Source organism: Streptomyces pathocidini (genome assembly GCF_001418495.1).
In the GTDB taxonomy this organism is placed as follows: Bacteria; Actinomycetota; Actinomycetes; order Streptomycetales; family Streptomycetaceae; genus Streptomyces; species Streptomyces pathocidini.
Genome location: NZ_LIQY01000111.1, coordinates 1 through 25,814, shown reverse-complemented (window position 1 = coordinate 25,814; position 25,814 = coordinate 1). Strand labels below are relative to the sequence as shown.

Below are 25,814 nucleotides of genomic sequence, written 5' to 3'. Positions count from 1 at the left end.
CATCGCGCTGCACGGCAACAACAAGAGCCAGGAGGAGATCGAGCGGGCGGTGCGCGAAGGCGTCGGCCGCATCGTGCTCGACTCCTTCCAGGAGATCGTCCGCGTCGCGCACATCGCCCAGCGGCTCGGCAGGCGCCAGCGCGTGCAGATCCGCGTCACCGTCGGAGTCGAGGCGCACACTCACGAGTTCATCGCCACCGCCCACGAGGACCAGAAGTTCGGGATCCCGCTGGCGGGTGGGCAGGCGGCGGAGGCCGTACGGCGCACCCTGGGCCTGGACTCGCTCGAACTCGCCGGGATCCACTCGCACATCGGCTCCCAGATCTTCGACACCTCCGGCTTCGAGGTCGCGGCCCACCGCGTCGTCGGGCTGCTGAAGCAGGTCCGTGACGAGCACGGCGTGGAACTCCCGGAGATCGACCTCGGCGGCGGCCTCGGCATCGCGTACACCTCGGACGACGACCCCCGCGAACCACACGAAATCGCCAAGGCCCTCGGCGAGATCGTCACCCGCGAGTGCGAGTCCGCCGGGCTCGCCGTGCCGCGGATCTCCGTCGAGCCGGGCCGCGCGATCGTCGGCCCCACGGCCTTCACGCTCTACGAGGTCGGCACCGTCAAGCCCCTGGCGGGCCTGCGGACCTACGTCAGCGTGGACGGCGGCATGTCCGACAACATCCGTACGGCGCTGTACGACGCCGAGTACACCGTCGCGCTCGTCTCGCGCCGGTCGGACGCCGAGCCGATGCTCTCCCGCGTCGTCGGCAAGCACTGCGAGTCCGGCGACATCGTCGTACGCGACGCCTTCCTGCCTGCCGACCTGGCGCCGGGCGACCTGATCGCGGTGCCCGCCACCGGCGCGTACTGCCGTTCCATGGCGAGCAATTACAACCACGCGCTGCGCCCGCCGGTCGTCTCCGTCAAGGACGGGGCGGCGCGGGTGATCGTGCGGCGCGAGACGGAGGAGGATCTCCTGCGGCTCGACGTCGGATAATGAGGGCCTTTGCGCCGTAAAGCGCGATAGGGCGGGAATCTCGAATTCTGGACCGGAGGTGGAAAGCCCGGTCCGGTGCGTGAGACTGGTTCAGCACACAGACGGATGAGAAACGAGGTCGGATGATGCGTACGCGTCCGCTGAAGGTGGCGCTGCTGGGCTGTGGAGTGGTCGGCTCAGAGGTGGCGCGCATCATGACGACGCACGCGGACGACCTCGCGGCCCGGGTCGGCGCCCCGGTCGAGCTGGCCGGGATCGCCGTACGCCGCCCCGGCCGGGTCCGCGAGGGCGTGCCGTCCGAGCTGGTCACCACCGACGCGACCGCGCTGGTCAAACGCGGGGACATCGACGTCGTGATCGAGGTCATCGGCGGCATCGAGCCCGCCCGCTCGCTGATCACCACCGCCTTCGAGCACGGCGCCAGCGTCGTCTCGGCCAACAAGGCCCTGCTCGCCGAGGACGGCGCGGCCCTGCACGCGGCGGCCGAGCAGCACGGGGCGGATCTCTACTACGAGGCGGCCGTCGCGGGCGCGATCCCGCTGGTCAGGCCGTTGCGCGAGTCGCTGGCGGGCGACAAGGTCAACCGGGTCCTCGGCATCGTCAACGGCACCACCAACTTCATCCTGGACCGGATGGACACCAGCGGCGCCGGCTACTCCGAGGCCCTGGACGAGGCCACCGCGCTCGGATACGCCGAGGCCGACCCGACCGCCGACGTCGAGGGCTTCGACGCCGCCGCCAAGGCCGCGATCCTGGCCGGCATCGCCTTCCACACCCGCGTGACCATCGCCGACGTGCACCGCGAGGGCATCACCGAGGTCACCGCGGCCGACATCGCCTCGGCCAAGCGCATGGGCTGCACGGTCAAGCTGCTCGCCATCTGCGAGCGCGCCGCCGACGGGCGGTCGGTCACCGCGCGCGTGCACCCGGCGATGATCCCCCTCAGCCACCCGCTGGCCTCCGTACGCGAGGCCTACAACGCGGTGTTCATCGAGGCCGAGGCCGCCGGCCGGCTGATGTTCTACGGCCCCGGCGCGGGCGGCTCGCCCACCGCCTCCGCGGTCCTGGGCGATCTGGTGGCCGTGTCCCGCAACAAGCTCAACGACGCGACGGGGCCCGGCGAGTCCGCGTACACCCGGCTGCCGGTGAGCCACATGGGCGAGGTCGTCACGCGCTATCACATCAGCCTCGACGTCGCCGACAAGCCGGGTGTCCTGGCGCAGGTCGCCATGGTCTTCGCCGAGCACGACGTTTCCATTGACACCGTCCGCCAGCAGGCCAAGGAACATTTCAGCGGCGCCGTAGGTGCCTCGGTTGAGGGTGGTGGTGGGCGACGGGAGGGCGGAGAGGCCTCGCTGGTGGTCGTGACCCACCGCGCGCCCGACGCCGCCCTGACGGCGACGGTCGAGGCACTGCGCGCGCTGGACACGGTGCGCGGGGTGGCGAGCATCATGCGGGTCGAAGGGGAGTAAAGGAACAGCCATGTCTGCAACCGTCGGCCGGTCCACCGGCACCCATCAGTGGCGCGGCATCATTGAGGAGTACCGCGACCGGCTCCCGGTGACGGCCGAGACGCCGGTCGTCACCCTCCGTGAGGGCGGTACGCCGCTCGTGCCCGCGCGTGTGCTCTCCGAGCGCACCGGCTGCGAGGTGCACCTCAAGGTCGAGGGCGCCAACCCCACCGGGTCCTTCAAGGACCGCGGGATGACGATGGCGATCACGCACGCCAAGGAGCAGGGCGCCCAGGCCGTCATCTGTGCCTCCACCGGCAACACCTCCGCCTCGGCGGCGGCGTACGCGGTGCGGGCCGGGATGGTCTGCGCGGTGCTGGTGCCGCAGGGCAAGATCGCGCTGGGCAAGATGGGCCAGGCGCTGGTCTACGGGGCGCGCATCCTCCAGGTCGACGGCAACTTCGACGACTGCCTGACGCTGGCCCGCGGACTGTCCGAGAAGTACCCCGTGGCGCTGGTGAATTCGGTCAACCCGTACCGCATCGAGGGCCAGAAGACGGCCTCCTTCGAGGTCGTGGACGCGCTCGGCGACGCCCCCGACATCCATGTGCTGCCGGTGGGCAACGCGGGCAACATCACCGCGTACTGGCGGGGCTACCAGGAGTACGCGGAGACCGGCGACGCCTCCCGTACGCCGCGGATGTTCGGCTTCCAGGCCTCGGGTTCGGCGCCGATCGTGCGCGGCGAGCCGGTCAAGGACCCGCACACCATCGCCACCGCGATCCGCATCGGCAACCCGGCCTCGTGGGAGTTCGCCGAGCGGGCGCGCGACGAGTCGCGCGGCCTCATCGACGAGGTGACCGACCGTCAAATCCTGTCCGCCTACCGCCTGTTGGCCTCCCAGGAGGGCGTCTTCGTCGAGCCCGCCTCGGCCGCGAGCGTCGCCGGTCTGCTGAAGGCGGCCGAGCAGGGGCTGGTCGACCCCGGCCAGCGGATCGTCTGCACCGTCACCGGCAACGGCCTCAAGGACCCGGACTGGGCGGTGGCCGGCGCGCCGCAGCCCGTGACCGTACCGGTGGACGCGGACGCGGCCGCCGAGCGGCTGGGGATGGCGTAGCCGGACCCGGTCCGATCGGACCCCGGCCCGGCGACCGGCAGTTGAGCCGCCCGGTCACCGGCCGCCGCTAAACGGTCGGCAACCGGCCCGCAACGGACGGATTGCGGCAGGGAAGCACGGGAAAGTGTGCGACACGCATCGTGCGCCTCCCGTGCGCCCTGTGTCGCGACAGAACCTTCCTTCGATAGGCTGGCCGCCGAACCCCGCCCCGCCGCAACTTTTCCGCCACCCGTGTGCGCGGACCTGGCGCCGGGCCCTGGGGTCGCCCCTGGGACGCACGGGGGTGGTCGGTGAAGTCCCTGACGAAGCTCGCCCGTTCACGTACACATCACGCACATCACGTTCCACACCAAGGAGAGCCTCGAGCGATGGCCGGTCCCGCCTTCCGCGCCGCCGCCGTACGGGTGCGCACCCCCGCGACCAGCGCCAACCTCGGCCCGGGCTACGACACCTTCGGCCTGGGCCTGGGTCTGTACGACGACGTGGTCGTCCGCGTTGCCGAGTCCGGGCTGCACGTCGACATCGCCGGCGAGGGCGCCGACACCCTGTCCCGGGACGAGAGCCACCTCCTCGTACGGTCGCTGCGTACGGCCTTCGACGTGCTCGGCGGGCAGCCGCGCGGCCTCGAGGTGGTCTGCGCCAACCGCATCCCGCACGGCCGCGGCCTCGGCTCCTCCTCCGCCGCCATCTGCGCGGGCCTGGTCGCCGCGCGCGCCGTGACCATAGGCGGCGCCGAGAAGCTCGACGACACCGCGCTCCTGGAGTTGGCCACCGAGATCGAGGGGCACCCGGACAACGTCGCGGCCTGTCTGCTCGGCGGCTTCACGCTGGCCTGGACCGAGGCGGGCGTCGCGCGGGCGATCAGGATGGAGCCCGCGCGGTCCGTCGTCCCGGTGGTCTTCGTGCCCGCCAAGCCGGTGCTCACCGAGACCGCCCGCGGCCTGCTGCCGCGCACCGTGCCGCACGTGGACGCCGCGGCGAACGTGGGGCGGGCCGCGCTGCTCGTCGAGGCGCTGACCAGGCGCCCCGAGCTGCTGCTGACCGCCACCGAGGACCGGCTGCACCAGGACTACCGGGCTCCGGCGATGCCGGAGAGCGCGGCCCTGGTGGGGCGGCTGCGGGCCGACGGCGTGCCCGCGGTGATCTCCGGCGCGGGCCCGACGGTGCTCGCGCTGGCCGAGGACAGTGCGGCCGACAAGGTCGCACAGCTGGCAGGCGGGGGATGGGCGGCCAACCGGCTGGCCATCGACATGGCGGGTGCCAGTGTCCTGCCGCTCGCGTGACACGATTGCCGGTGTGGAGAGGGGGAATGTTTGTTGGATCCGGTAGTGTTAACCTCAAGTCTGCACTCGACACCTTCTCGGTGCGGTGCTCCGTGTCCCCTTCGGGACGACTTTCTTCCGGGAGCCTCCCAAACTGCCTGAGCAGCCTGCCTCGCAGATTTTCGAGCACGCTCCGGAATCGGCGCGATGCGCCGGAACCATCACTGTTCTCTCCGCCCACCCGGCGGAACCGCCCCGGCCCGGTCCAGACAAGGCAAGGACCGTAAGCCGGACAGCACAACCGGTCGCCGAGCCAGACAGGCCGACGCCCGCTCCAGGGAAGGACCCTTCGTGAGCGACACCACCGATCTGATGGGCGTGACTGCCGACAACACGGTCGGCGCTGCCTCCGCGCCCGCCACGGACGCTCCCGCCGCGCCCAAGCGTCGCCGCTCCGGCACCGGCCTCGAGGGCATGGTCCTGGCCGAGCTGCAGCAAGTCGCCTCCGGCCTCGGTATCAAGGGCACCGCGCGGATGCGCAAGAGCCAGCTGATCGAGGTCATCAAGGAGAAGCAGGCGGGCGGCTCCGCCCCCGCCAAGGGGGGCGAGGCGGAGGCCGAGGCCAAGCCGAAGCGCCGTACCACCTCCAAGGCCCGCACCGGCGAGAGCGCCGAGAGCGCCGCGCCCGCCGCCGAGAAGGCCGTGGCCCAGCAGCAGATCGAGATCCCAGGTCAGCCCAGCGACGAGCAGCCGGCCGGCGAGCGCCGCCGGCGCCGCGCCACCTCCGCCGCGGGCAGCCCCGAGGCGGCCGAGGCCGCCACCGACACCAAGGTCGAGACGCGGACCGAGACCCGTACCGACGCCAGGGCCGAGACCGCCGTCGAGACGGCCGAGGGCCGCGGCAAGGGCGGCGACCGCCAGGACCGCGGCCAGGGCGGCCAGAAGGGCGAGCGCGGCGACCGCCGCGAGCGCGGCCGCCGCGGCAAGGGCGGCGACGACGGCCAGTCCGGCCAGGGCCAGGGCGGCAACCGCCAGCAGCGCGACGGCGGCGGCCGCGGCCAGGGCGGCGGCCAGCAGGACGACGACGACTTCGAGGGCGGCCGGCGCGGGCGCCGCGGCCGCTACCGGGACCGCCGGGGCCGCCGCGGCCGCGAGGAGTTCGCCGGCGAGCCGCAGGTCTCCGAGGACGATGTGCTGATCCCCGTCGCGGGCATCCTCGACATCCTCGACAACTACGCGTTCATCCGCACCTCCGGCTACCTCCCGGGCCCCAACGACGTGTACGTGTCGCTGGCCCAGGTCCGCAAGAACGGCCTGCGCAAGGGCGACCACGTCACCGGCGCGGTCCGCCAGCCGCGCGAGGGCGAGCGGCGCGAGAAGTTCAACGCGCTGGTGCGCCTGGACTCCGTCAACGGCATGGCGCCCGAAACCGGCCGCGGCCGACCGGAGTTCAACAAGCTGACCCCGCTGTACCCGCAGGAGCGGCTGCGCCTGGAGAACGAGCCGGGCCAGCTGACCACGCGGATCATCGACATGGTCGCCCCCATCGGCAAGGGCCAGCGCGGTCTGATCGTCTCGCCGCCGAAGGCCGGCAAGACAATGGTCATGCAGTCCATCGCCAACGCGATCACGCACAACAACCCCGAGTGCCATCTGATGGTCGTCCTCGTCGACGAGCGTCCTGAAGAGGTCACCGACATGCAGCGCTCGGTCAAGGGCGAGGTCATCTCCTCGACCTTCGACCGCCCCGCCGAGGACCACACCACCGTCGCCGAACTCGCCATCGAGCGGGCCAAGCGCCTGGTGGAGCTGGGCCACGACGTGGTCGTGCTGCTGGACTCCATCACCCGCCTGGGCCGCGCGTACAACCTCGCGGCGCCCGCCTCCGGCCGCATCCTCTCCGGTGGTGTCGACTCGACCGCGCTCTACCCGCCGAAGAAGTTCTTCGGCGCCGCGCGCAACATCGAGGACGGCGGCTCGCTGACCATCCTGGCCACCGCGCTGGTCGAGACCGGCTCGCGGATGGACGAGGTGATCTTCGAGGAGTTCAAGGGCACCGGCAACATGGAGCTCAAGCTCGACCGGAAGCTCGCCGACAAGCGCATCTTCCCGGCGGTGGACGTGGACGCGTCCAGCACCCGCAAGGAGGAGATCCTGCTCGGCAGCGAGGAGCTGGGTGTCGTCTGGAAGCTTCGCCGGGTGCTGCACGCGCTGGACCAGCAGCAGGCGATCGAGCTGCTGCTGGACAAGATGAAGCAGACCAAGTCCAACGGCGAGTTCCTGCTGCAGATCCAGAAGACGACGCCGACGCCGAACGGCGACTGAGCCGGCGGGCGTACAGCGCCTGGCAGTTGAGGGGCCTCCCCGTCCTCCGCAGGAAGCGGTGACGGGGAGGCCCCTCTGCTTGTACGATCGCGCTCGCCGAAGGTGGGGGCCTCGCCGCTGGATCAGAACCGGAGCGAGGGGCACTCTCGGGAAGTCGTTCACGCGGCCGGACACGGCCGTGTCTCGCGCTGCCGCGATGCGTCGCGGGCCCAAGTCCCTTTCCTGAAGCACTCCATGTTCCGAACCCGTACGGGAGACGTGAGTGCGTAATCCTCTTCGCGGCGGGCGGCAAAGACGCCGCCTCGGCCGAATAGTTCCAGTCGTCGGCCTCGCGCTGGCCCTGGCCGCGGGCGGCCTCGTGACCGCCCACGCACAGGCGGGCGAGCCCGCGCCCCGGCCCGCGCTCAGCGCGCCGAAGGGCTTCGAGGTCACCGACCCGCCGGCCGCCCCGGGCACCGGCTCGGACGAGCCCGCCAAGGACGCCCGGATCATCGGCGGCACGAGTACGGCGTTCAGCAGCGCGCCGTGGATGGTCCAGCTGCTCTTCTCCTGGGACCACGACGGCCTCTATTACTTCACCTGCGGCGGCACGCTCGTGGCGCCCAACAAGGTGCTCACCGCCGCCCACTGCCTGCACGACGAGAACGGTGTGCGCCAGGACTGGGGCAAGTACGGCGCCGTCCTCGCGGGCACCAGCAAGCTGCTCGGCGGCCCCGACAACAGCGAGGGCGAGTTCGTCGACGTGACCCGCAGCTGGGTCCGCGACGGCTACGACCACAACACCGTCGACAACGACGTGGCGCTGCTCACGCTGGCCAAGCCGCTCAAGCACAAGACGCTGTCCTTCGCCGAGCCCGCCGACACCGCGCTCTACGCCGAGGGCACCAAGGGCACCGCGTACGGCTGGGGGCTGACCGGCTCGAACGGGGACACCGGCGAGCTGTCCTCGACGCTGCTACGGGCCTCGCTGACCCTCAACTCCGACGCCGCGTGCGCCGAGAACCTCGACGGGGCACTCGGCGAGGGCGCCTTCAAGCCCGGCAGCATGATCTGCACCGGGCCCGCCGCCACCGGCGACGACGCCACCGCCACGACCGTGTGCCCCGGCGACTCCGGCGGCCCGCTGGTGGCCGGCGGCAAGATCGTGGGCGTCGTCTCCTGGGGCGTGAGCGCCGGGAACCAGGTCTGCAACGTCTCGGGCACCTACGAGGTGTTCACCAGGATCGGGACCTACGCGCCGAGGTTCATGCCCCGGATCGACGACACCGACCTCAACCGGTCGGGCCGCGCCGACCTGTTCGCGCGGGCGGCCACCGGCGGCAAGGCGTACCAGTACATCTCCGAGGGCACCAGCTTCGCCCCGCGGCAGGCGCTCTCGGGCTCCTGGAGCGCGTACAACCTCGTGCTGCAGGCCGACATGAACCGGGACGGCTACCAGGACTTCATCATCCGCCGCCGCTCGGACGGGGCCATGTACTGGCGCCATCGCTCGGCGACCAGCTCCACCTACGTGGACACGAAGATCGCCAGTGACTGGGGCACCCGCAAGTTCACTGCCGCCCCCGGCGACGTCACCGGGGACCGCTTCCCGGACCTGCTCTCGGTGACCTCCGGCGGCACGCTGTACCTCTACCCGGGCAAGGGCGACGGCACGTACCAGCCCCGGATCACCGCGGGCAGCGGCTACACCGCGTACAACTCCCTGCGCGGCAAGGGCGACTTCACCGGAGACGGGAAGCCGGACCTGCTCGCGCGGGCCAGTGGGGGAGCGGTCTACCTGCTGCCCGGCACGGGCAAGGCTGCCGCGCCGTTCGGGGCGCGGATCAAGGTGCGGGACTGGGCGCAGTACAACGGGTTCGCGGCGACCGGCGACATGACGGGTGACGGCAGGGCCGACTACCTCGCCAGGTCCTCCAGCGGCACCCTCTACCTGTATCCCGGAACCGGAAAGTCCACTTCGGAGATCTTTGCCACACCGGTCAAGATCGGGAACGGCTGGAACCAGTACAACATCTTTGGATGAATCCGCAGGTCAGGCCGTTAATCGGCAGCTGAGGACAAACCCGGCGCCCCCGGGGTCGCGCTGAGCGAGGCCCCGGGGGCGCCGTGCCACTCTGAACCCCGCACCGAGTGCCGTCGTCATGACAGATGGCGACATGTCCCTTCCGCCCGTGTCGGCGGTGTGACGTGAGGGCACCCGATGAGTACAGCGAGGACTGAGGAACAGATGGCCGACGACAGCAGCCCGCGCAGTCCCCGACCCGGTGGCATACGCGCCACCGGGCGGCGCCGGAGGCCGCCCGGTCGCGCCCGCAGGGCGCTGACGGTGACCGCCTGGTCCGTCACGGGCCTGGCGCTCCTCGGCGGGGCGGGCCTGGGCTACGTGTACCTCCAGCTCGACGGCAACCTCAAGGGCGTCGACATCAACTCGGCCCTGGGCACCAACCGCCCCGACGACACCGACAACGGCTCGATGGACATCCTGCTGATGGGCTCGGACTCGCGGCAGGGCGACGGCAACAGCCAGTACGGCGACGACGACGGCACCGCGCGCTCCGACACCGCGATGGTGCTGCACGTCTACAAGGGCCACAAGAAGGCCAGCGTCGTCTCCATCCCCCGCGACACCATGGTCAGCCGCCCCGAGTGTCAGCGCACCGGGGACGGCAACGGCACGGCCCCCGCCGTAGAGCGGGCCATGTTCAACGAGTCGTACGAGATCGGCGGCCCGGCCTGCGCCGTGAAGACCGTCGAGAAGATGTCCGGCGTCCGCATGGACCACTACCTCGAGATCGACTTCTCCGGCTTCAAGAACCTGATCGACGAGCTGGGCGGGGTGCCCGTCACCACTACCCAGGCGATCAAGGACAAGCAGAGCAAGCTCAACCTGCGGCCGGGCACGCATCACCTCGACGGCGAGCAGGCGCTCGGCCTCGTACGGACCCGGCACGCCGTCGGCGACGGCAGCGACCTGGGCCGAATACAGCTCCAGCAGGCCTTCGTGAAGGCCCTGATCTCGCAGGTGAGGTCGGTCGACCTGTTCGGCAGCCCGCACAAGCTCTACGGCCTCGCCGACGCCGCGACCCGCGCCGTCACGACCGACTCCGAGCTCGCCTCCGTCAACAAGCTGCTCGACTTCAGCAAGAGCCTGAGGAACATCGGCTCGAACGACGTCGAGATGGTGACCCTCCCGGTCGAGTACGACAAGCGCGACCCCAACCGCGTAGCGCCCATGGCGGAGAAGTGCGACCAGCTCTGGACCGCGCTGCGCCACGGCCTGCCGATCCCCCAGTCCGTCACCCAGGGCACGGCCAGTGAGCAGGCGGACACCTCGGGTGTCGTGAAGAGCTGATCCCCTGCCGGGTGTTCGGCGGGTCCCGGGTCGGGCGAACCGATGGACCGCCTGTCACCCGGACCGCCGGCCACCTGGACCGCCGGTCATGCTCGACCGGTCTCCCGCCCGGGGCGCTCGGAATAGATTCCGGGCGCCCCCGGTTTTGGGAGATACGGCCGGTCCTGGCAGACTGGTACGTCGGCCCCGGTTCACGTACGGGCAACCCCGCCCCTACGACCCGGCGCCCTCCCGAACCTAGGAGATCCCTTGAAGCGCGACATTCACCCGGAGTACGTCGAGACCCAGGTCAGCTGCACCTGCGGCGCCTCGTTCACCACTCGCTCCACCGTCACCAGCGGCTCCATCCGCGCCGACGTGTGCTCCGCGTGCCACCCGTTCTACACCGGCAAGCAGAAGATCCTCGACACCGGTGGCCGCGTGGCCCGCTTCGAGGCCCGCTTCGGCAAGGCCGCCGGGTCCGCCAAGAAGTAGCGACCCCACAGCGCCGGTCCTCGCGCTGCCCCGCCCGCGGGGCAGCCGGACCGGCGCTTTTGTGATGACACACCGGCGCAAGAGCTTCCACGTAAAGGAATCACGATGTTCGAGGCGGTCGAGGAACTGATCGGTGAGCACGCCGACCTCGAGAAGCGGCTCGCCGACCCGGCGGTCCACGCCGACCAGGCCAACGCGCGGAAGCTCAACAAGCGCTACGCGGAGCTCACGCCGATCATCGCGACCTACCGCTCCTGGAAGCAGACCGGCGAGGACATCGAGACCGCCCGCGAACTCGCCCAGGACGACCCGGAGTTCGCCGCCGAGGTCAAGGAGCTGGAGCGCAGCCGCGAGGAGCTGACCGAGAAGCTGCGGCTGCTGCTCGTCCCCCGCGACCCCAGCGACGACAAGGACGTCATCCTGGAGATCAAGGCGGGCGAGGGCGGCGACGAGTCGGCCCTGTTCGCCGGCGACCTGCTGCGCATGTACCTCCGGTACGCCGAGCGCAACAACTGGAAGACCGAGATCATCGAGGCCAACGAGTCCGACCTCGGCGGCTACAAGGACGTGCAGGTCGCGGTCAAGACCAAGGGCGGCGGCGCGGCCGAGCCCGGCCAGGGCGTGTGGGCCCGGCTGAAGTACGAGGGCGGGGTGCACCGCGTGCAGCGCGTGCCCGCCACCGAGTCCCAGGGCCGCATCCACACCTCCGCCGCCGGCGTGCTCGTGCTCCCCGAGGCCGAGGACGTGGACGTGGAGATCAACAACAACGACCTGCGGATCGACGTCTACCGCTCCTCCGGGCCCGGCGGCCAGTCCGTCAACACCACCGACTCGGCCGTCCGCATCACCCACCTGCCCACCGGCATCGTCGTCTCCTGCCAGAACGAGAAGAGCCAGCTGCAGAACAAGGAGCAGGCGCTGCGCATCCTGCGCGCCCGGCTCCTCGCCGCGGCCCAGGAGGAGGCCGAGCGGGAGGCGTCCGACGCGCGCCGCAGCCAGGTCCGCACGGTCGACCGCTCCGAGCGGGTCAGGACGTACAACTTCCCGGAAAACCGGATCTCCGACCACCGCGTCGGCTTCAAGGCGTACAACTTGGACCAGGTACTGGACGGCGAGCTCGACCCGGTCATCCAGGCCTGCGTCGACGCCGACGCCGCCGCCAAGCTGGCAGCGGCCCAGTAAAGACACGGATCGGATGGGGGTGGAGGACCGCATGAACCTGCTGCTCGCCGAGGTGGCCCAGGCCACCCAGCGGCTGGCCGACGCCGGTGTGCCCTCCCCGCGCTTCGACGCCGAGGAGCTGGCCGCCTTCGTGCACGGCGTCAAGCGCGGGGAACTGCACGCGGTCGCCGACGCCGACTTCGACGCCCGCTACTGGGAGGCCGTCGCCCGCCGCGAGGCCCGCGAGCCCCTCCAGCACATCACCGGGCGGGCCTTCTTCCGCTACCTGGAACTCCAGGTCGGGCCCGGGGTGTTCGTGCCCCGCCCCGAGACCGAGTCGGTCGTCGGCTGGGCCATAGACGCCGTACGGGCCATGGACGTCGTCGAACCGCTGATCGTCGACCTGTGCAGCGGCTCTGGCGCCATCGCCCTCGCGCTCGCCCAGGAGGTCCCCCGCTCCCGCGTGCACGCGGTCGAGCTGGACGAGGGCGCCCTGCGGTGGGCCCGCAAGAACGTCGAGGGCTCACGCGTCCAGCTCCACCAGGGCAACGCGCTGACCGCCCTGCCCGAACTCGACGGCCAGGTCGACCTGGTGATCTCCAACCCGCCGTACATCCCGCTGACCGAGTGGGAGTACGTCGCCCCCGAGGCACGTGACCACGACCCCCAACTCGCCCTCTTCTCGGGCGAGGACGGTCTGGACACCATCCGCGGCATCGAGCGCACCGCCCACCGGCTGCTGCGCCCGGGCGGCGTGGTCGTCATCGAGCACGCCGACACCCAGGGCGGCCAGGTGCCGTGGATCTTCACCGAGGAGCGGGGCTGGGCCGACGCGGCCGACCACCCGGACCTCAACAAGCGGCCGCGGTTCGCCACGGCCCGCCGGGCCACTCCATGACCCGGGGCCACAGCGGGGCAGCGGTCCGAAATCCCGGACGACCGAAGACCCCCAGACGACTGAAGACAGAGCAGCCCCGGAATAGGGAGGCCAGTTAGATGGCACGGCGTTACGACTGCACCGACGCGACCGACCGCACCTCCGGTCTGCGCGAAGCCGCATCCGCCGTACGCCGCGGCGAGCTGGTCGTGCTCCCCACCGACACCGTGTACGGGATCGGGGCGGACGCGTTCAGCGCCGAGGCCGTGGGCGACCTGCTGGAGGCCAAGGGCCGCGGCCGCGGCATGCCCTCGCCCGTGCTCGTCGGCTCCCCGAACACCCTGCACGGCCTGGTCACCGACTTCTCCGAGCAAGCCTGGGAGCTGGTCGACGCCTTCTGGCCCGGCGCCCTCACCCTCGTCGCCAAGCACCAGCCGTCCCTCCAGTGGGACCTGGGCGAGACCCGCGGCACCGTCGCCGTACGGATGCCGCTGCACCCGGTGGCCATCGAGCTGCTGACCGATGTCGGCCCCATGGCCGTCTCCAGTGCCAACCTCACCGGCCACCCCTCCCCGCAGGACTGCGACGCCGCCCAGGAGATGCTCGGCGACTCCGTGTCCGTCTACCTCGACGGCGGGCCCACCCCTGCCGCCGTGCCGTCCTCGATCGTCGACGTCACCGGCAAGGTGCCGGTGCTGCTGCGGGCCGGCGCGCTGTCCGCCGAGCAGCTCCGGGAGGTCGTCCCCGAGCTCGAGGTGGCCAATTGACAGCCCCTGAGGGGCGTGGCATAGCGGGTAGCAGCATCGACGACACCTTCCGCATCCTCCACGTCAGCACCGGCAACGTCTGCCGCTCGCCGATCACCGAGCGGCTGACCCGCCATGCCCTGACGGCCCGGCTCGGCGACAGCCTGACCGGCGGCCTGATCGTGGAGAGCGCGGGCACCTGGGGCCACGAGGGGGCCCCGATGGAGGCGCACGCGGCCACCGTCCTGACCGACTTCGGCGCGGACCCGGACGGCTTCAAGGGCCGCGAGCTCCTCGACGAGCACGTCATCCGCGCCGACCTGGTCCTCACCGCGACCCGCGACCACCGCGCCCAGGTGATCTCCATGGGCCACTCGGCGGGCCTGCGGACCTTCACGCTCAAGGAGTTCACCCGGCTGGTGCGCGCCATAGACCCGGCCACGCTGCCCGAGCCCGTCGGCGACGGCGCGGTGGTGGCCCGGGCGCGCGTCCTGGTCCGGGCCGCGGCGGCGCTGCGCGGCTGGCTGCTGGCGCCGAGCCCGGAGGCGGACGAGGTGTACGACCCGTACGGGGCGCCGATCACCTTCTTCCGCTCCATCGGCGACGAGATCAACCAGGCCCTCGACCCGGTCGTCACGGCCCTGACGGGGGTCCCGGCCAGGACCTGACGGCGCCGGGCGGCGTACGGGGGCCACCTGCTCGTACGCGAGCGCCTGCGCCTCCCGGGCGGCGGCTCTACATTGGCAGTGGGCCATGACCCCTCCATATGCCACTCCCGACGCCCGGAGCCAGCCATGTCGGTCACTGCGGCACAGACCACGCGTACCACCCGCACGACCCGGGCCCAATGGGGCCCGGACTTCGACCTGTTGGCGCGCCAGGATCCCGAGCTGGCCGGGCTGCTGCTCGCGGAGCTGGACCGGCAATCGGCCGGGCTCCAGCTGATCGCGGCGGAGAACTTCACCTCGCCCGCCGTGCTGGCCGCGCTGGGCTCGCCGCTCGCCAACAAGTACGCGGAGGGCTATCCGGGCGCCCGCCACCACGGCGGCTGCGAACTGGTCGACCTCGCCGAGCGGCTGGCCGTCGAGCGGGCCACCGCGCTGTTCGGCGCCCAGCACGCCAACGTCCAGCCGCACTCCGGCTCCTCGGCCGTCCTCGCCGCGTACGCCGCGCTGCTGCGGCCCGGCGACACCGTGCTGGCCATGGCCCTGCCGCAGGGCGGCCACCTCACCCACGGCTCTCCGGCCAACTTCTCCGGCCGCTGGTTCGACTTCGTCGGCTACGGCGTCGACCGCGCGACCGGCCTGATCGACTACGACCGGGTGGCCGACCTCGCCCGCGAGCACCGCCCCAAGGCCATCGTCTGCGGCTCGATCTCCTACCCCCGCCACCCCGACTACGCGGCCTTCCGGGAGATCGCCGACGACGCCGGCGCCTACCTCATCGCCGACGCCGCCCATCCGATCGGCCTGGTGGCCGGGGGAGCGGCGCCCAGCCCCGTGCCGTACGCGGACGTGGTGTGCGCCACCACCCACAAGGTGCTGCGCGGCCCCCGCGGCGGGCTGATCCTGTGCGGCGCCGACCTGGCCGACCGGATCGACCGCGCGGTCTTCCCCTTCACCCAGGGCGGCGCGCAGATGCACACCATCGCGGCGAAGGCCGTCGCCTTCGCCGAGGCGTCGACCCCGGCCTTCGCCGCGTACGCCCAGCAGGTCGTGGCCAACGCGCGGGCGCTGGCCGAGGGCCTGGCCGGGGAGGGGCTGGTGGTCACCACCGGCTCCACCGACACCCATCTGATCACCGCCGACGTGACCCCGCTGGGCGTGGACGGGCGCACCGCGCGCGGGCGTTGCGCGGCGGCGCGTGTGGTCCTGGACACCTGCTGCCTGCCGCACGGCCCCGAGCCCCCGGCCCCGCCCACGGGCGTCCGCCTGGGGACCGCGGCGGTCACCACCCAGGGCATGCGCGAGGCCGAAATGCCGCGTATCGCCCGCCTGCTGGCGGCCGCGCTCCGCGAGGAGCCGGCCGCGCGGGCGGCGGCCTCCGAACTGGCCGCGGAATTCCCCCCGTATCCGAAAGCTCACTCGGGGTAGCGTTTACTGGTACGACCTCCGCGGCGGGGCGTGCAACCGGACTCCGGCCCGGCACGTGTCCCTCATCGGGGAAGCTACTCTGTTGGGCCAGATGATCGGCCATATCCCTGGGGCAGCCCGTGCGTGAATACCTGCTGACGCTGTGCGTCACGGCCGCGGTCAGTTATCTCCTGACCGGCCCGGTGCGGAAGTTCGCCATCGCGATCGGGGCGATGCCGGAGATCCGCGCGCGTGACGTGCACCGCGAGCCGACCCCGCGGCTCGGCGGCATCGCCATGTTCGGCGGGCTGTGCGCGGGACTGCTCGTGGCGGCGCATCTGCCCAACGTGGGCAAGGTGTTCGAGCTGTCCGACGAACCCCGCGCGCTGCTCTCCGGGGCGGCCCTCATCTGGCTGCTCGGGGTGCTGGACGACAAGTGGGGCGTGGACGCCCTGGTGAAGCTCGGCGGCCAGATGATCGCCGCCGGCGTCATGGTCATGCAGGGCCTGACGATTCTGTGGATCCCGGTGCCCGGTGTGGGATCGGTCGCACTGACCTCGATGCAGGGCACGCTGCTTACGGTCGCGCTCGTCGTGATCACCATCAACGCGGTCAACTTCGTGGACGGGCTGGACGGCCTGGCCTCCGGCATGGTGTGCATCGCCGCGGCGGCGTTCTTCATGTACGCGTACCGCATCTGGTTCGGCTACGGGCTCGAAGCCGCCGCTCCCGCAACGCTGTTCGCCGCCATCCTCATGGGCATGTGCCTGGGCTTCCTGCCGCACAACATGCACCCGGCGCGGATCTTCATGGGCGACTCGGGGTCGATGCTGCTGGGCCTGGTGCTGGCCGCGGGCGCGATCTCGATCACCGGCCAGGTCGACCCGGACGCCCTCAAGCTCTTCACGGGTTCGGAGCGCGCGGCCGTCCACACCACGGTCCCGGTCTACATCCCACTGCTGCTCCCGCTGACCATCCTGATGGTCCCGGTCGTGGACCTCGTGCTGGCGATCGTCCGGCGTACGTGGAAGGGCCAGTCGCCGTTCGTCGCCGACCGCGGCCACCTCCACCACCGCCTGCTGCAGATCGGCCACTCGCACAGCCGAGCCGTCCTGATCATGTACTTCTGGTCGGCGCTGATCGCCTTCGGCGCGGTCGCGTACTCGATCAACTCGGCCAGTGTGTGGATCGTTCTGGCCATTGTCGGCCTGAGCGCCTTCGGCCTGGGCCTGTTGCTCATGCCCCGCTTCACCCCCCGCGCCCCCCGGTGGGCGGAGGCCTTCGTCCCACCCCGCTACCGGCGGCAGCAGGCCTCGGCCCCGGCCGGGACGGTGGCCCGGACCGCGGCCCAGGCGCCGTCCGCGGCAGGGGACTCGGAGGAGCCGCGGGAGGAACGCACGCCGGTGGCCGCCGGGTTGCGCGGCGCGACCGCGATCGGCGGCCGGCACCCGAGGAACTGGTAGCCCGGGCAGGTCCGGTGGGGCGGATCGCCGCAAACGGGGACAACTGGTCGGCGTCAGCTCATCGGTGCGCGGGGTAGCTCGTCTGTGTGACGGGCAGCACACCAACTTGGTAAAGACCTCATCAAATAGTTTGTGATACCGTTCACGAAACCCGGTGGCCAACGCCGAAGAGCCTCTCGATCATGGTTCTTTCGGTGCCAGAAGCGTCCTTGCCGGGTTCTACGCTCGTCCATGACGACACTCGCCCCAAACCCCAGCGGAGTTGCCGCCATGCAGTCCAATGACGCCCGCATGCTCACCCATACCGCCGTGCCCACGGCTGCCGTCGGCGCGCTCGCCGTCGCGGTTGCCGCCGTGCTCGCCGGGGGCAAGGGAGCGATCGGCGCGGCGGTCGGGACGCTGGTGGTCGTGGTGTTCATGGGGATCGGTGTCCTGGTGCTGCAGCGAACCGCACGGTCCCTCCCGCAGCTGTTCCAGGCCATGGGGTTGATGCTCTACACCGCGCAACTCCTGTTGCTGCTGGTGTTCGTGGCCCTGTTCAAGGACACCACGCTCTTCGACCCCAAGGCGTTCGCCGCGGCGCTCGTCACCGCGACCCTGGTGTGGATCGCCGCACAGGCGCGCGCCCACATGAAGGCCAAGATCCTTTACGTGGAGCCGGGTTCGTCCGACGCCAAGAAGCCGCACGCCGCGGGGACCGTGGCGTGACAGGTAGGGCCGGTATAAGTGTCCGTTCGGGTGCCTGCTATGGTCCGGTGCCAACTGCGGCATCGCGGGCGCAGGCGGTCGAGTTCCCGGGTTCCACGGGGCGGAACCGGCAGCCCATGCAGCTGATGCCGGCGCTTGGTCCGATCCACTCGACCAGCCGCCCCCACATTCGTAAGACCAGTCCAGTGCCGACCCGCGGCCGCGTGCCGCGCCGACACATCGAGGTTGCCGTACCCATGCGCCACGTTGAAGGAGCTCTCGGTGAGTGCTGACCAGAACCAGCTCGCCTTTGACTGGAGCTGCCGCATCCTGTCCGACGAGGGCTGTGGCTTTCCGGCTCCTGGCCTGCACTCCTTCCTGTTCCAGCCGATGTTCACCATCGGCGGGTACGAGATCCACAAGGTGATGCTGCTCGCGCTGCTCACCTCGGGTCTCGTCGTCGCCTTCTTCTGGGCGGCCTTCGGCAACCCCAAGGTGGTCCCGGGCAAGCTCCAGATGGTCGGCGAGGCCGGCTACGACTTCGTCCGGCGCGGGATCGTCTACGAGACCCTCGGCAAGCGGGAGGGCGAGAAGTACGTCCCGCTCATGGTCTCGCTGTTCTTCTTCATCTGGATCATGAACATCTGGTCCGTGATCCCGCTGGCCCAGTTCCCGGTCTCGTCGATCATCGCGTACCCGATCGTCCTGGCGATCATCGTCTACGTGCTGTGGATGTCGCTGACCTTCAAGCGGCACGGATTCGTCGGCGGGTTCAAGAACATCACCGGCTACGACAAGTCGCTCGGCCCGGTCCTGCCGCTCGTCGTCGTCATCGAGTTCTTCTCGAACGTCATCGTCCGGCCGTTCACGCACGCCGTGCGGCTCTTCGCCAACATGTTCGCCGGCCACCTGATGCTGGTGATGTTCACCGTCGCCAGCTGGTACCTGCTGAACAGCTACATGATCCCGGCCGCGGGCGTCTCGTTCGTGATGACCATGGCCATGATCGCCTTCGAGCTCTTCGTCCAGGCCGTCCAGGCGTACGTCTTCGTCCTGCTGGCCTGCTCCTACGTTCAGGGCGCTCTCGCCGAGCACCACTGAGCAACCGCCCAACCTCACCACTCGTCCGGTGGCCAACCCCCACCGGTTCGCAACAGAGAAGGAAGAATCATGGCTGCGACTGAGACCCTCGCCGCTGTCAGTGGATCGCTCGGCTCGATCGGCTACGGCCTCGCCGCGATCGGCCCCGGCGTCGGCGTCGGCATCATCTTCGGCAATGGCACCCAGGCCCTGGCCCGCCAGCCCGAGGCCGCCGGCCTGATCCGCGCCAACCAGATCCTGGGCTTCGCCTTCTGCGAGGCGCTCGCCCTGATCGGCATCGTTATGCCGTTCGTGTTCGGTAAGTGATCCACCCTCTTACTGACGCGTTTTGACGAAAGGCACTGACGTGATCGCCAACCTGGTACAGCTGGCGGCCGAGGAGGAGCAGAACCCGCTCGTCCCGCCGGGTCCCGAGCTGCTCGTCGGCACCATCGCCTTCGCCATCGTGTTCTTCTTCCTCTGGAAGAAGCTCCTCCCGAACATCAACAAGGTTCTGGACGAGCGCCGTGAGGCGATCGAGGGCGGGATCGAGAAGGCCGAGGCGGCGCAGACCGAGGCCCAGGACGTGCTCGAGCAGTACAAGGCTCAGCTCGCCGAAGCCCGGCACGAGGCCGCTCGCCTGCGCCAGGAGGCGCAGGAGCAGGGCGCCGCGCTCATCGCCGAGATGCGCGCGGAAGGCCAGCGGCAGCGTGAGGAGATCATCGCTGCCGGCCACGCCCAGATCGAGGCCGACCGCAAGCAGGCCGCGGCTTCGCTGCGCCAGGACGTGGGCAAGCTTGCCACCGACCTGGCGGGCAAGCTCGTCGGCGAGTCCCTTGAGGACCACGCCCGGCAGAGCCGCACCATCGACCGGTTCCTCGACGAGCTCGAGGAGAAGGCCGAGGCCGCCCGATGAACGGAGCGAGCCGCGAGGCACTGGCCTCCGCGCGCGAGCGCCTCGACGCGCTGACGGACAACACGTCCGTGGACGCGGCGAAGCTCGCCGAGGAGCTGGCCGCCGTCACGGGGCTGCTCGACCGCGAGGTGTCGCTGCGTCGGGTCCTCACCGACCCGGCGCAGGCCGGCGAGGCCAAGGCCGAGCTGGCCGGGCGCCTGCTGGGCGGACAGGTCGGCGGCGAGACCGTCGACCTGGTGTCCGGCATGGTCCGGTCCCGCTGGTCGCGGTCGCGCGACCTGGTGGACGCGGCCGAGGAGCTGGCGAGCAGCGCCGACCTCGTCGCGGCTCAGCGGGCGGGCGCGCTGGACGACGTGGAGGACGAGCTCTTCCGCTTCGGCCGGATCGTCTCCTCCTCCACCGAGCTGCGGGCCGCACTGACCGACCGCTCGGCCACGGCGTCCGCCAAGGCCGGGTTGCTGCACAGCCTGCTGGGCGGCAGGGCGAACCCCGTCACCGAGCGGCTGGTGACGCGCCTGGTGACGCGTCCGCGTGGCCGTAGCCTTGAGGGAGGGCTCGATGCCCTGTCCAAGCTGGCCGCGGGGCGCCGGGACCGGATGGTCGCGGTCGTCACCTCGGCCGTACCGCTCGGCGACGGGCAGCGGCAGCGCCTCGGCGCGGTGCTGGCCCGGATCTACGGCCGGCAGATGCACCTGAACCTCGACGTGGACCCCGAGGTCCTCGGCGGGATCCAGGTCCGCGTCGGCGACGAGGTCATCAACGGCACCATCGCGGACCGCCTCGAAGAGGTGTCCCGGCGGATGGCCGGCTGACCAGCCACCAACTCAACAAGCAGGTAGGCGGCCCGAGTTGGGCCGTTGGCAGAGTCTTTCTGGGGTCCACCCCCAGACCCCTGGAAAATTCGGGCCCAACAAGGAGAGCAGGGAACCCAGATGGCGGAGCTCACGATCCGGCCGGAGGAGATCCGGGACGCACTGGAGACGTTCGTCCAGGCGTACAAGCCGGACGCGGCCTCGCGCGAGGAGGTCGGTACGGTCAGCGTTGCCGGCGACGGCATCGCGAAGGTCGAGGGACTGCCCTCGGCCATGGCGAACGAGCTGCTGAAGTTCGAGGACGGCACCCTCGGTCTCGCCCTCAACCTCGAGGAGCGCGAGATCGGTGCGATCGTCCTCGGCGAGTTCAGCGGCATCGAGGAAGGCCAGCCGGTGCAGCGCACCGGTGAGGTGCTGTCCGTAGCGGTCGGCGAGGGCTACCTGGGTCGCGTCGTCGACCCGCTGGGCAACCCGATTGACGGCCTCGGCGAGATCGACACCGAGTCCCGGCGCGCCCTCGAGCTGCAGGCCCCCGGCGTCATGGCGCGTAAGTCGGTGCACGAGCCGATGGAGACCGGCCTCAAGGCCGTCGACGCGATGACCCCGATCGGCCGCGGCCAGCGGCAGCTGATCATCGGCGACCGCCAGACCGGCAAGACCGCCCTGGCCGTCGACACGATCATCAACCAGCGCGACAACTGGCGTTCCGGCGACCCGGACAAGCAGGTCCGCTGTATCTATGTCGCCATCGGCCAGAAGGGCTCCACCATCGCGTCCGTGCGCGGCGCGCTGGAGGAGGCCGGTGCCCTGGAGTACACGACGATCGTCGCCGCCCCGGCGTCCGACCCGGCCGGCTTCAAGTACCTCGCCCCGTACACCGGTTCGGCCATCGGCCAGCACTGGATGTACCAGGGCAAGCACGTCCTGATCGTCTTCGACGACCTGTCCAAGCAGGCCGACGCCTACCGCGCCGTCTCCCTGCTGCTGCGCCGCCCGCCGGGCCGTGAGGCCTACCCGGGTGACGTCTTCTACCTGCACTCCCGCCTCCTGGAGCGCTGCGCCAAGCTCTCCGACGAGATGGGCAAGGGCTCGATGACCGGTCTGCCGATCGTCGAGACCAAGGCCAACGACGTGTCGGCGTTCATTCCGACCAACGTCATCTCCATCACCGACGGCCAGTGCTTCCTGGAGTCCGACCTGTTCAACGCCGGCCAGCGCCCGGCCCTGAACGTCGGTATCTCGGTCTCCCGTGTCGGTGGCTCGGCCCAGCACAAGGCCATGAAGCAGGTCTCCGGCCGGCTCCGCGTGGACCTCGCCCAGTACCGCGAGCTTGAGGCGTTCGCCGCCTTCGGCTCCGACCTGGACGCGGCCTCCAAGGCCTCCCTGGAGCGCGGCAAGCGCATGGTCGAGCTGCTCAAGCAGGGCCAGTACGCGCCGTACTCCACCGAGGACCAGGTCGTCTCCATCTGGGCCGGCACCACCGGCAAGATGGACGACGTGCCGGTCGCGGACATCCGCCGCTTCGAGCGCGAGCTGCTGGACTACCTGCACCGCGAGCACAAGGGGCTGATGACCTCGATCCGCGAGGGCGGCAAGATGTCGGACGACACCCTGCAGGCCGTCGCCGACGCCATCACCTCCTTCAAGCAGCAGTTCGAGACCTCGGACGGCAAGCTGCTGGGTGAGGACTGAGCATGGGCGCCCAGCTTCGGGTCTACAAGCGCCGCATCAAGTCCGTCACCGCCACCAAGAAGATCACCAAGGCGATGGAGATGATCGCCGCGTCGCGGATCGTCAAGGCGCAGCGCCAGGTTGCCGCCTCGACGCCGTACGCGAGTGAGCTGACCCGCGCGGTCAAGGCGGTGGCGACCGGTTCGACGACCAAGCACCCGCTGACCACCGAGGTGGACAGCCCGGCCCGCGCCGCGGTCCTGCTCATCACGAGCGACCGCGGCCTGGCCGGCGGCTACAACTCCAACGCCATCAAGGCCAGCGAGCGGCTCATCGAGCGGCTGAAGGCCGAGGGCAAGGAGGTCGACACCTACATCGTCGGCCGCAAGGGCGTCGCGTACTACGCCTTCCGCGAGCGGAAGGTCACCAAGTCGTGGACCGGGTTCACCGACTCCCCGACGTACGGGAACGCCAAGGCGGTCGCCGAGCCGCTGATCGAGGCCGTCACCCAGGAGACGGCCGAGGGCGGGGTCGACGAGCTGCACATCGTCTTCACCGAGTTCGTGTCGATGATGACGCAGACCCCGATCGACGACCGGCTGCTGCCGCTCAGCCTCGCGGACACGGCCGAGGAGGCGGAGGGCAAGCAGGAGATCCTTCCGCTGTTCGACTTCGAGCCGTCGGCAGAGGACGTCCTCGACGCCCTACTGCCCCGGTACGTCGAGAGCCGGATCTACAACGCCCTGCTGCAGTCGGCTGCTTCGAAGCACGCCGCCACGCGCCGTGCGATGAAGTCGGCGACCGACAACGCCGAGGAGCTCATCAAGTCGCTCACGCGGCTTGCCAACGCGGCCCGCCAGGCCGAAATCACCCAGGAAATCAGCGAGATCGTCGGTGGCGCGAGCGCACTGGCCGACGCGACCGCGGGGAGTGACTGAACACTATGACCACCACTGTTGAGACGGCCACGGCGGCGGGCCGCGTCGCGCGGGTCATCGGCCCCGTCGTCGACGTGGAGTTCCCCGTCGACGCGATGCCGGACATCTACAACGCGCTGACCGTCGAGGTCGACGACCCGACCGAGGCCGGCAAGCGGAAGACCCTCACCCTCGAGGTCGCCCAGCACCTCGGCGAGGGCCTGGTCCGCGCCATCTCCATGCAGCCCACCGACGGCTTGGTCCGCCAGTCCCCGGTGACCAACACCGGCGACGGCATCACCGTCCCGGTCGGCGACTTCACCAAGGGCAAGGTGTTCAACACCCTCGGTGAGGTGCTGAACGTCCCCGAGGAGAACGGCAAGGAGGCCGAGCGCTGGGCGATCCACCGCACGGCCCCCTCCTTCGACCAGCTCGAGTCCAAGACCGAGATGTTCGAGACCGGCCTGAAGGTCGTCGACCTGCTGACCCCGTACGTCAAGGGCGGCAAGATCGGTCTGTTCGGTGGTGCGGGCGTCGGCAAGACGGTCCTCATCCAGGAAATGATCATGCGTGTCGCCAACCTCCACGAGGGCGTCTCCGTCTTCGCGGGCGTCGGCGAGCGTACGCGTGAGGGCAACGACCTCATCCAGGAGATGGAGGAGTCCGGCGTCCTCGACAAGACCGCCCTGGTCTTCGGTCAGATGGACGAGCCCCCGGGCACCCGTCTGCGCGTGGCCCTGGCCGGTCTGACCATGGCGGAGTACTTCCGCGATGTGCAGAAGCAGGACGTGCTGTTCTTCATCGACAACATCTTCCGCTTCACCCAGGCCGGTTCCGAGGTCTCCACCCTGCTCGGCCGCATGCCCTCCGCGGTGGGCTACCAGCCGAACCTGGCGGACGAGATGGGCCTCCTGCAGGAGCGCATCACCTCGACGCGCGGCCACTCGATCACCTCGATGCAGGCGATCTACGTGCCGGCGGACGACCTGACCGACCCGGCCCCGGCGACCACCTTCGCGCACCTCGACGCGACGACGGTGCTCTCCCGGCCGATCTCGGAGAAGGGCATCTACCCGGCGGTGGACCCGCTGGACTCGACGTCCCGCATCCTGGACCCGCGCTACATCACGGCGGAGCACTACGAGTGCGCCTCGCGCGTCAAGGGGATCCTGCAGAAGTACAAGGACCTCCAGGACATCATCGCGATCCTCGGCATCGACGAGCTGGGCGAGGAGGACAAGCTGGTCGTCCACCGCGCCCGTCGTATCGAGCGGTTCCTGTCGCAGAACACCCACGCGGCGAAGCAGTTCACCGGCGTGGACGGTTCGGACGTGTCCCTCGACGAGTCGATCACCGCGTTCAACGCGATCGCCGACGGCGAGTACGATCACTTCCCCGAGCAGGCCTTCTTCATGTGCGGTGGGCTCGAGGACCTGAAGAAGAACGCCAAGGAGCTGGGCGTCTCCTGAGCCTCGCGCTCCCGAGCCCCGTGCTCGACGGTCAGGGGCGGGCCCCGTCCCGCCCCTGACCGCACGCCCGTTATCCTGGACACCCCAGTCTTCAATCTGGACACCTGCCACGGCAGGTGGAGACCCGAGGAGCCACGTTGGCTGCTGAGCTGCACGTCGAGCTGGTCGCCGCGGACCGCAGTGTCTGGTCCGGCGAGGCCACCCTGGTCGTCGCGCGCACCACATCGGGTGACATCGGCGTCATGCCCGGCCACCAGCCGCTGCTCGGTGTGCTGGAGTCCGGCCCGATCACCATCCGTACGAGCGACGGCGGCACCGTCGTCGCCGCCGTGCACGGCGGATTCATCTCCTTCGCCGACAACAAGCTCTCGTTGCTCGCCGAGATCGCGGAGCTGGCGGACGAGATCGACATCGCCCGTGCGGAGCGGGCGCTGGAGCGGGCGAAGGCCGACACCGACGCCGCCGCCGAGCGGCGCGCCGAGGTCCGTCTCGTCGCGGCGGCGGGTTCCCGCTAGCCGTACGGCGAACACCACCGCATCGATCAGCCGCGGACCGCACTGACTCCTCAGGGCGGTCCGCGGCTGAAGCAGATCAAGGGGTCATACTGGTTCGGTATTCCCCCAGCTACCGCTGGGAGGTGCCCCCAAGCGAGGAGGTCGGCGGGAATTGTTCCTCGCACTGCTCCTGTGCGGCGTGGTCATCGCGCTGGTGCTGCTGGGACTGTTCGTCTTCGGTCTGCGTCGCAGGCTCATCCAGCGGTCCGGCGGCACGTTCGACTGCAGCCTGCGCTGGAACGTGCCGGTGGACGAGGAGGACCCCAGCGGCAAGGGCTGGGTGTACGGGGTCGCGCGCTACAACGGAGACCGGATCGAGTGGTTCCGGGTCTTCTCGTACGCCCCGCGTCCGCGCCGTGTCCTGGAGCGTTCCGCGATCGAGGTGCTCGCCCGCCGGGCCCCGCGGGGCGAGGAGGA

The 25,814-nt window shown here is 70.5% G+C and carries 24 protein-coding genes; all 24 read left to right on the top strand.

The window, feature by feature from the left end:
- Nucleotides 1-991: diaminopimelate decarboxylase (gene lysA, locus AOK16_RS07135; RefSeq protein WP_055471382.1), on the top strand; the 991-nt coding region annotated here is incomplete at its 5' end.
- Between the two features lie 122 nt (nucleotides 992-1,113).
- Nucleotides 1,114-2,463, top strand: coding sequence for a homoserine dehydrogenase (locus AOK16_RS07130; RefSeq protein ID WP_055471381.1), 1,350 nt, complete (start codon nucleotides 1,114-1,116; stop codon nucleotides 2,461-2,463).
- 10 nt (nucleotides 2,464-2,473) lie between these two features.
- Nucleotides 2,474-3,559: a threonine synthase gene (gene thrC / locus AOK16_RS07125; protein WP_055471380.1), complete on the top strand. Its 1,086-nt coding sequence runs from the start codon at nucleotides 2,474-2,476 to the stop codon at nucleotides 3,557-3,559.
- 368 nt (nucleotides 3,560-3,927) lie between these two features.
- Nucleotides 3,928-4,842 carry a homoserine kinase gene (thrB, locus tag AOK16_RS07120; RefSeq protein WP_055471379.1) on the top strand — a complete coding sequence of 305 codons (915 nt, stop codon included), beginning with the start codon at nucleotides 3,928-3,930 and terminating at the stop codon, nucleotides 4,840-4,842.
- Between the two features lie 330 nt (nucleotides 4,843-5,172).
- Nucleotides 5,173-7,146 (top strand): transcription termination factor Rho, encoded by a 1,974-nt coding sequence (gene rho, locus AOK16_RS07115; protein ID WP_055471378.1) that lies wholly within the window; start codon nucleotides 5,173-5,175, stop codon nucleotides 7,144-7,146.
- A 262-nt stretch (nucleotides 7,147-7,408) separates the two neighbouring features.
- Nucleotides 7,409-9,169: a trypsin-like serine protease gene (locus AOK16_RS07110; RefSeq protein ID WP_079101134.1), complete on the top strand. Its 1,761-nt coding sequence runs from the start codon at nucleotides 7,409-7,411 to the stop codon at nucleotides 9,167-9,169.
- A gap of 204 nt (nucleotides 9,170-9,373) precedes the next feature.
- A complete protein-coding gene (locus AOK16_RS07105) occupies nucleotides 9,374-10,498 on the top strand; it encodes an LCP family protein (protein WP_055471376.1) in 1,125 nt (374 codons plus the stop codon).
- Nucleotides 10,499-10,747: 249 nt separating this feature from the next.
- The gene (rpmE, locus tag AOK16_RS07100; RefSeq protein WP_055471375.1) at nucleotides 10,748-10,972 is read left to right on the top strand and encodes a 50S ribosomal protein L31; all 225 of its coding nucleotides are present in this window, start codon (nucleotides 10,748-10,750) and stop codon (nucleotides 10,970-10,972) included.
- A 105-nt stretch (nucleotides 10,973-11,077) separates the two neighbouring features.
- Nucleotides 11,078-12,154, top strand: a complete 1,077-nt coding sequence (gene prfA, locus AOK16_RS07095; RefSeq protein WP_055471374.1) for a peptide chain release factor 1 — start codon at nucleotides 11,078-11,080, stop codon at nucleotides 12,152-12,154.
- Between the two features lie 31 nt (nucleotides 12,155-12,185).
- The gene (gene prmC / locus AOK16_RS07090; RefSeq protein WP_055471385.1) at nucleotides 12,186-13,031 is read left to right on the top strand and encodes a peptide chain release factor N(5)-glutamine methyltransferase; all 846 of its coding nucleotides are present in this window, start codon (nucleotides 12,186-12,188) and stop codon (nucleotides 13,029-13,031) included.
- 98 nt (nucleotides 13,032-13,129) lie between these two features.
- The gene (locus AOK16_RS07085) at nucleotides 13,130-13,777 is read left to right on the top strand and encodes an L-threonylcarbamoyladenylate synthase (RefSeq protein ID WP_055471373.1); all 648 of its coding nucleotides are present in this window, start codon (nucleotides 13,130-13,132) and stop codon (nucleotides 13,775-13,777) included.
- On the top strand, nucleotides 13,774-14,424 hold the full coding sequence (locus AOK16_RS07080; RefSeq protein WP_055471372.1) for an arsenate reductase/protein-tyrosine-phosphatase family protein: 651 nt from the start codon (nucleotides 13,774-13,776) through the stop codon (nucleotides 14,422-14,424). The genes AOK16_RS07085 and AOK16_RS07080 overlap by 4 nt, the downstream gene beginning before the upstream one ends.
- A gap of 126 nt (nucleotides 14,425-14,550) precedes the next feature.
- Complete coding sequence (locus AOK16_RS07075; protein WP_055471371.1) at nucleotides 14,551-15,849, top strand: serine hydroxymethyltransferase; 1,299 nt, start codon at nucleotides 14,551-14,553, stop codon at nucleotides 15,847-15,849.
- 119 nt (nucleotides 15,850-15,968) lie between these two features.
- Nucleotides 15,969-17,291, top strand: a complete 1,323-nt coding sequence (locus tag AOK16_RS07070; RefSeq protein ID WP_055471370.1) for an MraY family glycosyltransferase — start codon at nucleotides 15,969-15,971, stop codon at nucleotides 17,289-17,291.
- Between the two features lie 270 nt (nucleotides 17,292-17,561).
- Complete coding sequence (locus tag AOK16_RS07065; protein ID WP_055471369.1) at nucleotides 17,562-17,999, top strand: Cg1360 family ATP-synthase-associated protein; 438 nt, start codon at nucleotides 17,562-17,564, stop codon at nucleotides 17,997-17,999.
- 309 nt (nucleotides 18,000-18,308) lie between these two features.
- Nucleotides 18,309-19,079, top strand: coding sequence for a F0F1 ATP synthase subunit A (gene atpB / locus AOK16_RS07060; RefSeq protein WP_055471384.1), 771 nt, complete (start codon nucleotides 18,309-18,311; stop codon nucleotides 19,077-19,079).
- Nucleotides 19,080-19,148: 69 nt separating this feature from the next.
- A complete protein-coding gene (locus tag AOK16_RS07055) occupies nucleotides 19,149-19,385 on the top strand; it encodes an ATP synthase subunit c family protein (protein ID WP_015657805.1) in 237 nt (78 codons plus the stop codon).
- A gap of 40 nt (nucleotides 19,386-19,425) precedes the next feature.
- Nucleotides 19,426-19,974, top strand: a complete 549-nt coding sequence (locus tag AOK16_RS07050; protein WP_055471368.1) for a F0F1 ATP synthase subunit B — start codon at nucleotides 19,426-19,428, stop codon at nucleotides 19,972-19,974.
- Nucleotides 19,971-20,786 (top strand): F0F1 ATP synthase subunit delta, encoded by an 816-nt coding sequence (locus tag AOK16_RS07045; RefSeq protein WP_055471367.1) that lies wholly within the window; start codon nucleotides 19,971-19,973, stop codon nucleotides 20,784-20,786. Before AOK16_RS07050 ends, AOK16_RS07045 begins: the two co-directional genes overlap by 4 nt.
- 120 nt (nucleotides 20,787-20,906) lie before the next feature.
- On the top strand, nucleotides 20,907-22,478 hold the full coding sequence (atpA, locus tag AOK16_RS07040) for a F0F1 ATP synthase subunit alpha (protein WP_055471366.1): 1,572 nt from the start codon (nucleotides 20,907-20,909) through the stop codon (nucleotides 22,476-22,478).
- A 2-nt stretch (nucleotides 22,479-22,480) separates the two neighbouring features.
- Nucleotides 22,481-23,395 carry a F0F1 ATP synthase subunit gamma gene (locus tag AOK16_RS07035; RefSeq protein WP_055471365.1) on the top strand — a complete coding sequence of 305 codons (915 nt, stop codon included), beginning with the start codon at nucleotides 22,481-22,483 and terminating at the stop codon, nucleotides 23,393-23,395.
- 5 nt (nucleotides 23,396-23,400) lie between these two features.
- Entirely contained in the window at nucleotides 23,401-24,843 is a 1,443-nt protein-coding gene (gene atpD, locus AOK16_RS07030) for a F0F1 ATP synthase subunit beta (protein ID WP_055471364.1), read from the top strand.
- 137 nt (nucleotides 24,844-24,980) lie between these two features.
- Complete coding sequence (locus tag AOK16_RS07025) at nucleotides 24,981-25,358, top strand: F0F1 ATP synthase subunit epsilon (protein WP_055471363.1); 378 nt, start codon at nucleotides 24,981-24,983, stop codon at nucleotides 25,356-25,358.
- Between the two features lie 151 nt (nucleotides 25,359-25,509).
- Nucleotides 25,510-25,814: DUF2550 domain-containing protein (locus AOK16_RS07020; RefSeq protein ID WP_055471383.1), on the top strand; the 305-nt coding region annotated here is incomplete at its 3' end.

Bases quoted from the DNA above. Each gene is read 5' to 3' on its own strand.
- AOK16_RS07130 (WP_055471381.1), top strand. From the start codon at position 1,114: ATGATGCGTACGCGTCCGCTGAAGGTGGCGCTGCTGGGCTGTGGAGTG.
- thrC (WP_055471380.1), top strand. From the start codon at position 2,474: ATGTCTGCAACCGTCGGCCGGTCCACCGGCACCCATCAGTGGCGCGGC.
- thrB (WP_055471379.1), top strand. From the start codon at position 3,928: ATGGCCGGTCCCGCCTTCCGCGCCGCCGCCGTACGGGTGCGCACCCCC.
- AOK16_RS07105 (WP_055471376.1), top strand. From the start codon at position 9,374: ATGGCCGACGACAGCAGCCCGCGCAGTCCCCGACCCGGTGGCATACGC.
- prfA (WP_055471374.1), top strand. From the start codon at position 11,078: ATGTTCGAGGCGGTCGAGGAACTGATCGGTGAGCACGCCGACCTCGAG.
- prmC (WP_055471385.1), top strand. From the start codon at position 12,186: ATGAACCTGCTGCTCGCCGAGGTGGCCCAGGCCACCCAGCGGCTGGCC.
- AOK16_RS07085 (WP_055471373.1), top strand. From the start codon at position 13,130: ATGGCACGGCGTTACGACTGCACCGACGCGACCGACCGCACCTCCGGT.
- AOK16_RS07075 (WP_055471371.1), top strand. From the start codon at position 14,551: ATGTCGGTCACTGCGGCACAGACCACGCGTACCACCCGCACGACCCGG.
- AOK16_RS07065 (WP_055471369.1), top strand. From the start codon at position 17,562: ATGCAGTCCAATGACGCCCGCATGCTCACCCATACCGCCGTGCCCACG.
- AOK16_RS07055 (WP_015657805.1), top strand. From the start codon at position 19,149: ATGGCTGCGACTGAGACCCTCGCCGCTGTCAGTGGATCGCTCGGCTCG.
- AOK16_RS07045 (WP_055471367.1), top strand. From the start codon at position 19,971: ATGAACGGAGCGAGCCGCGAGGCACTGGCCTCCGCGCGCGAGCGCCTC.
- atpA (WP_055471366.1), top strand. From the start codon at position 20,907: ATGGCGGAGCTCACGATCCGGCCGGAGGAGATCCGGGACGCACTGGAG.
- AOK16_RS07035 (WP_055471365.1), top strand. From the start codon at position 22,481: ATGGGCGCCCAGCTTCGGGTCTACAAGCGCCGCATCAAGTCCGTCACC.
- atpD (WP_055471364.1), top strand. From the start codon at position 23,401: ATGACCACCACTGTTGAGACGGCCACGGCGGCGGGCCGCGTCGCGCGG.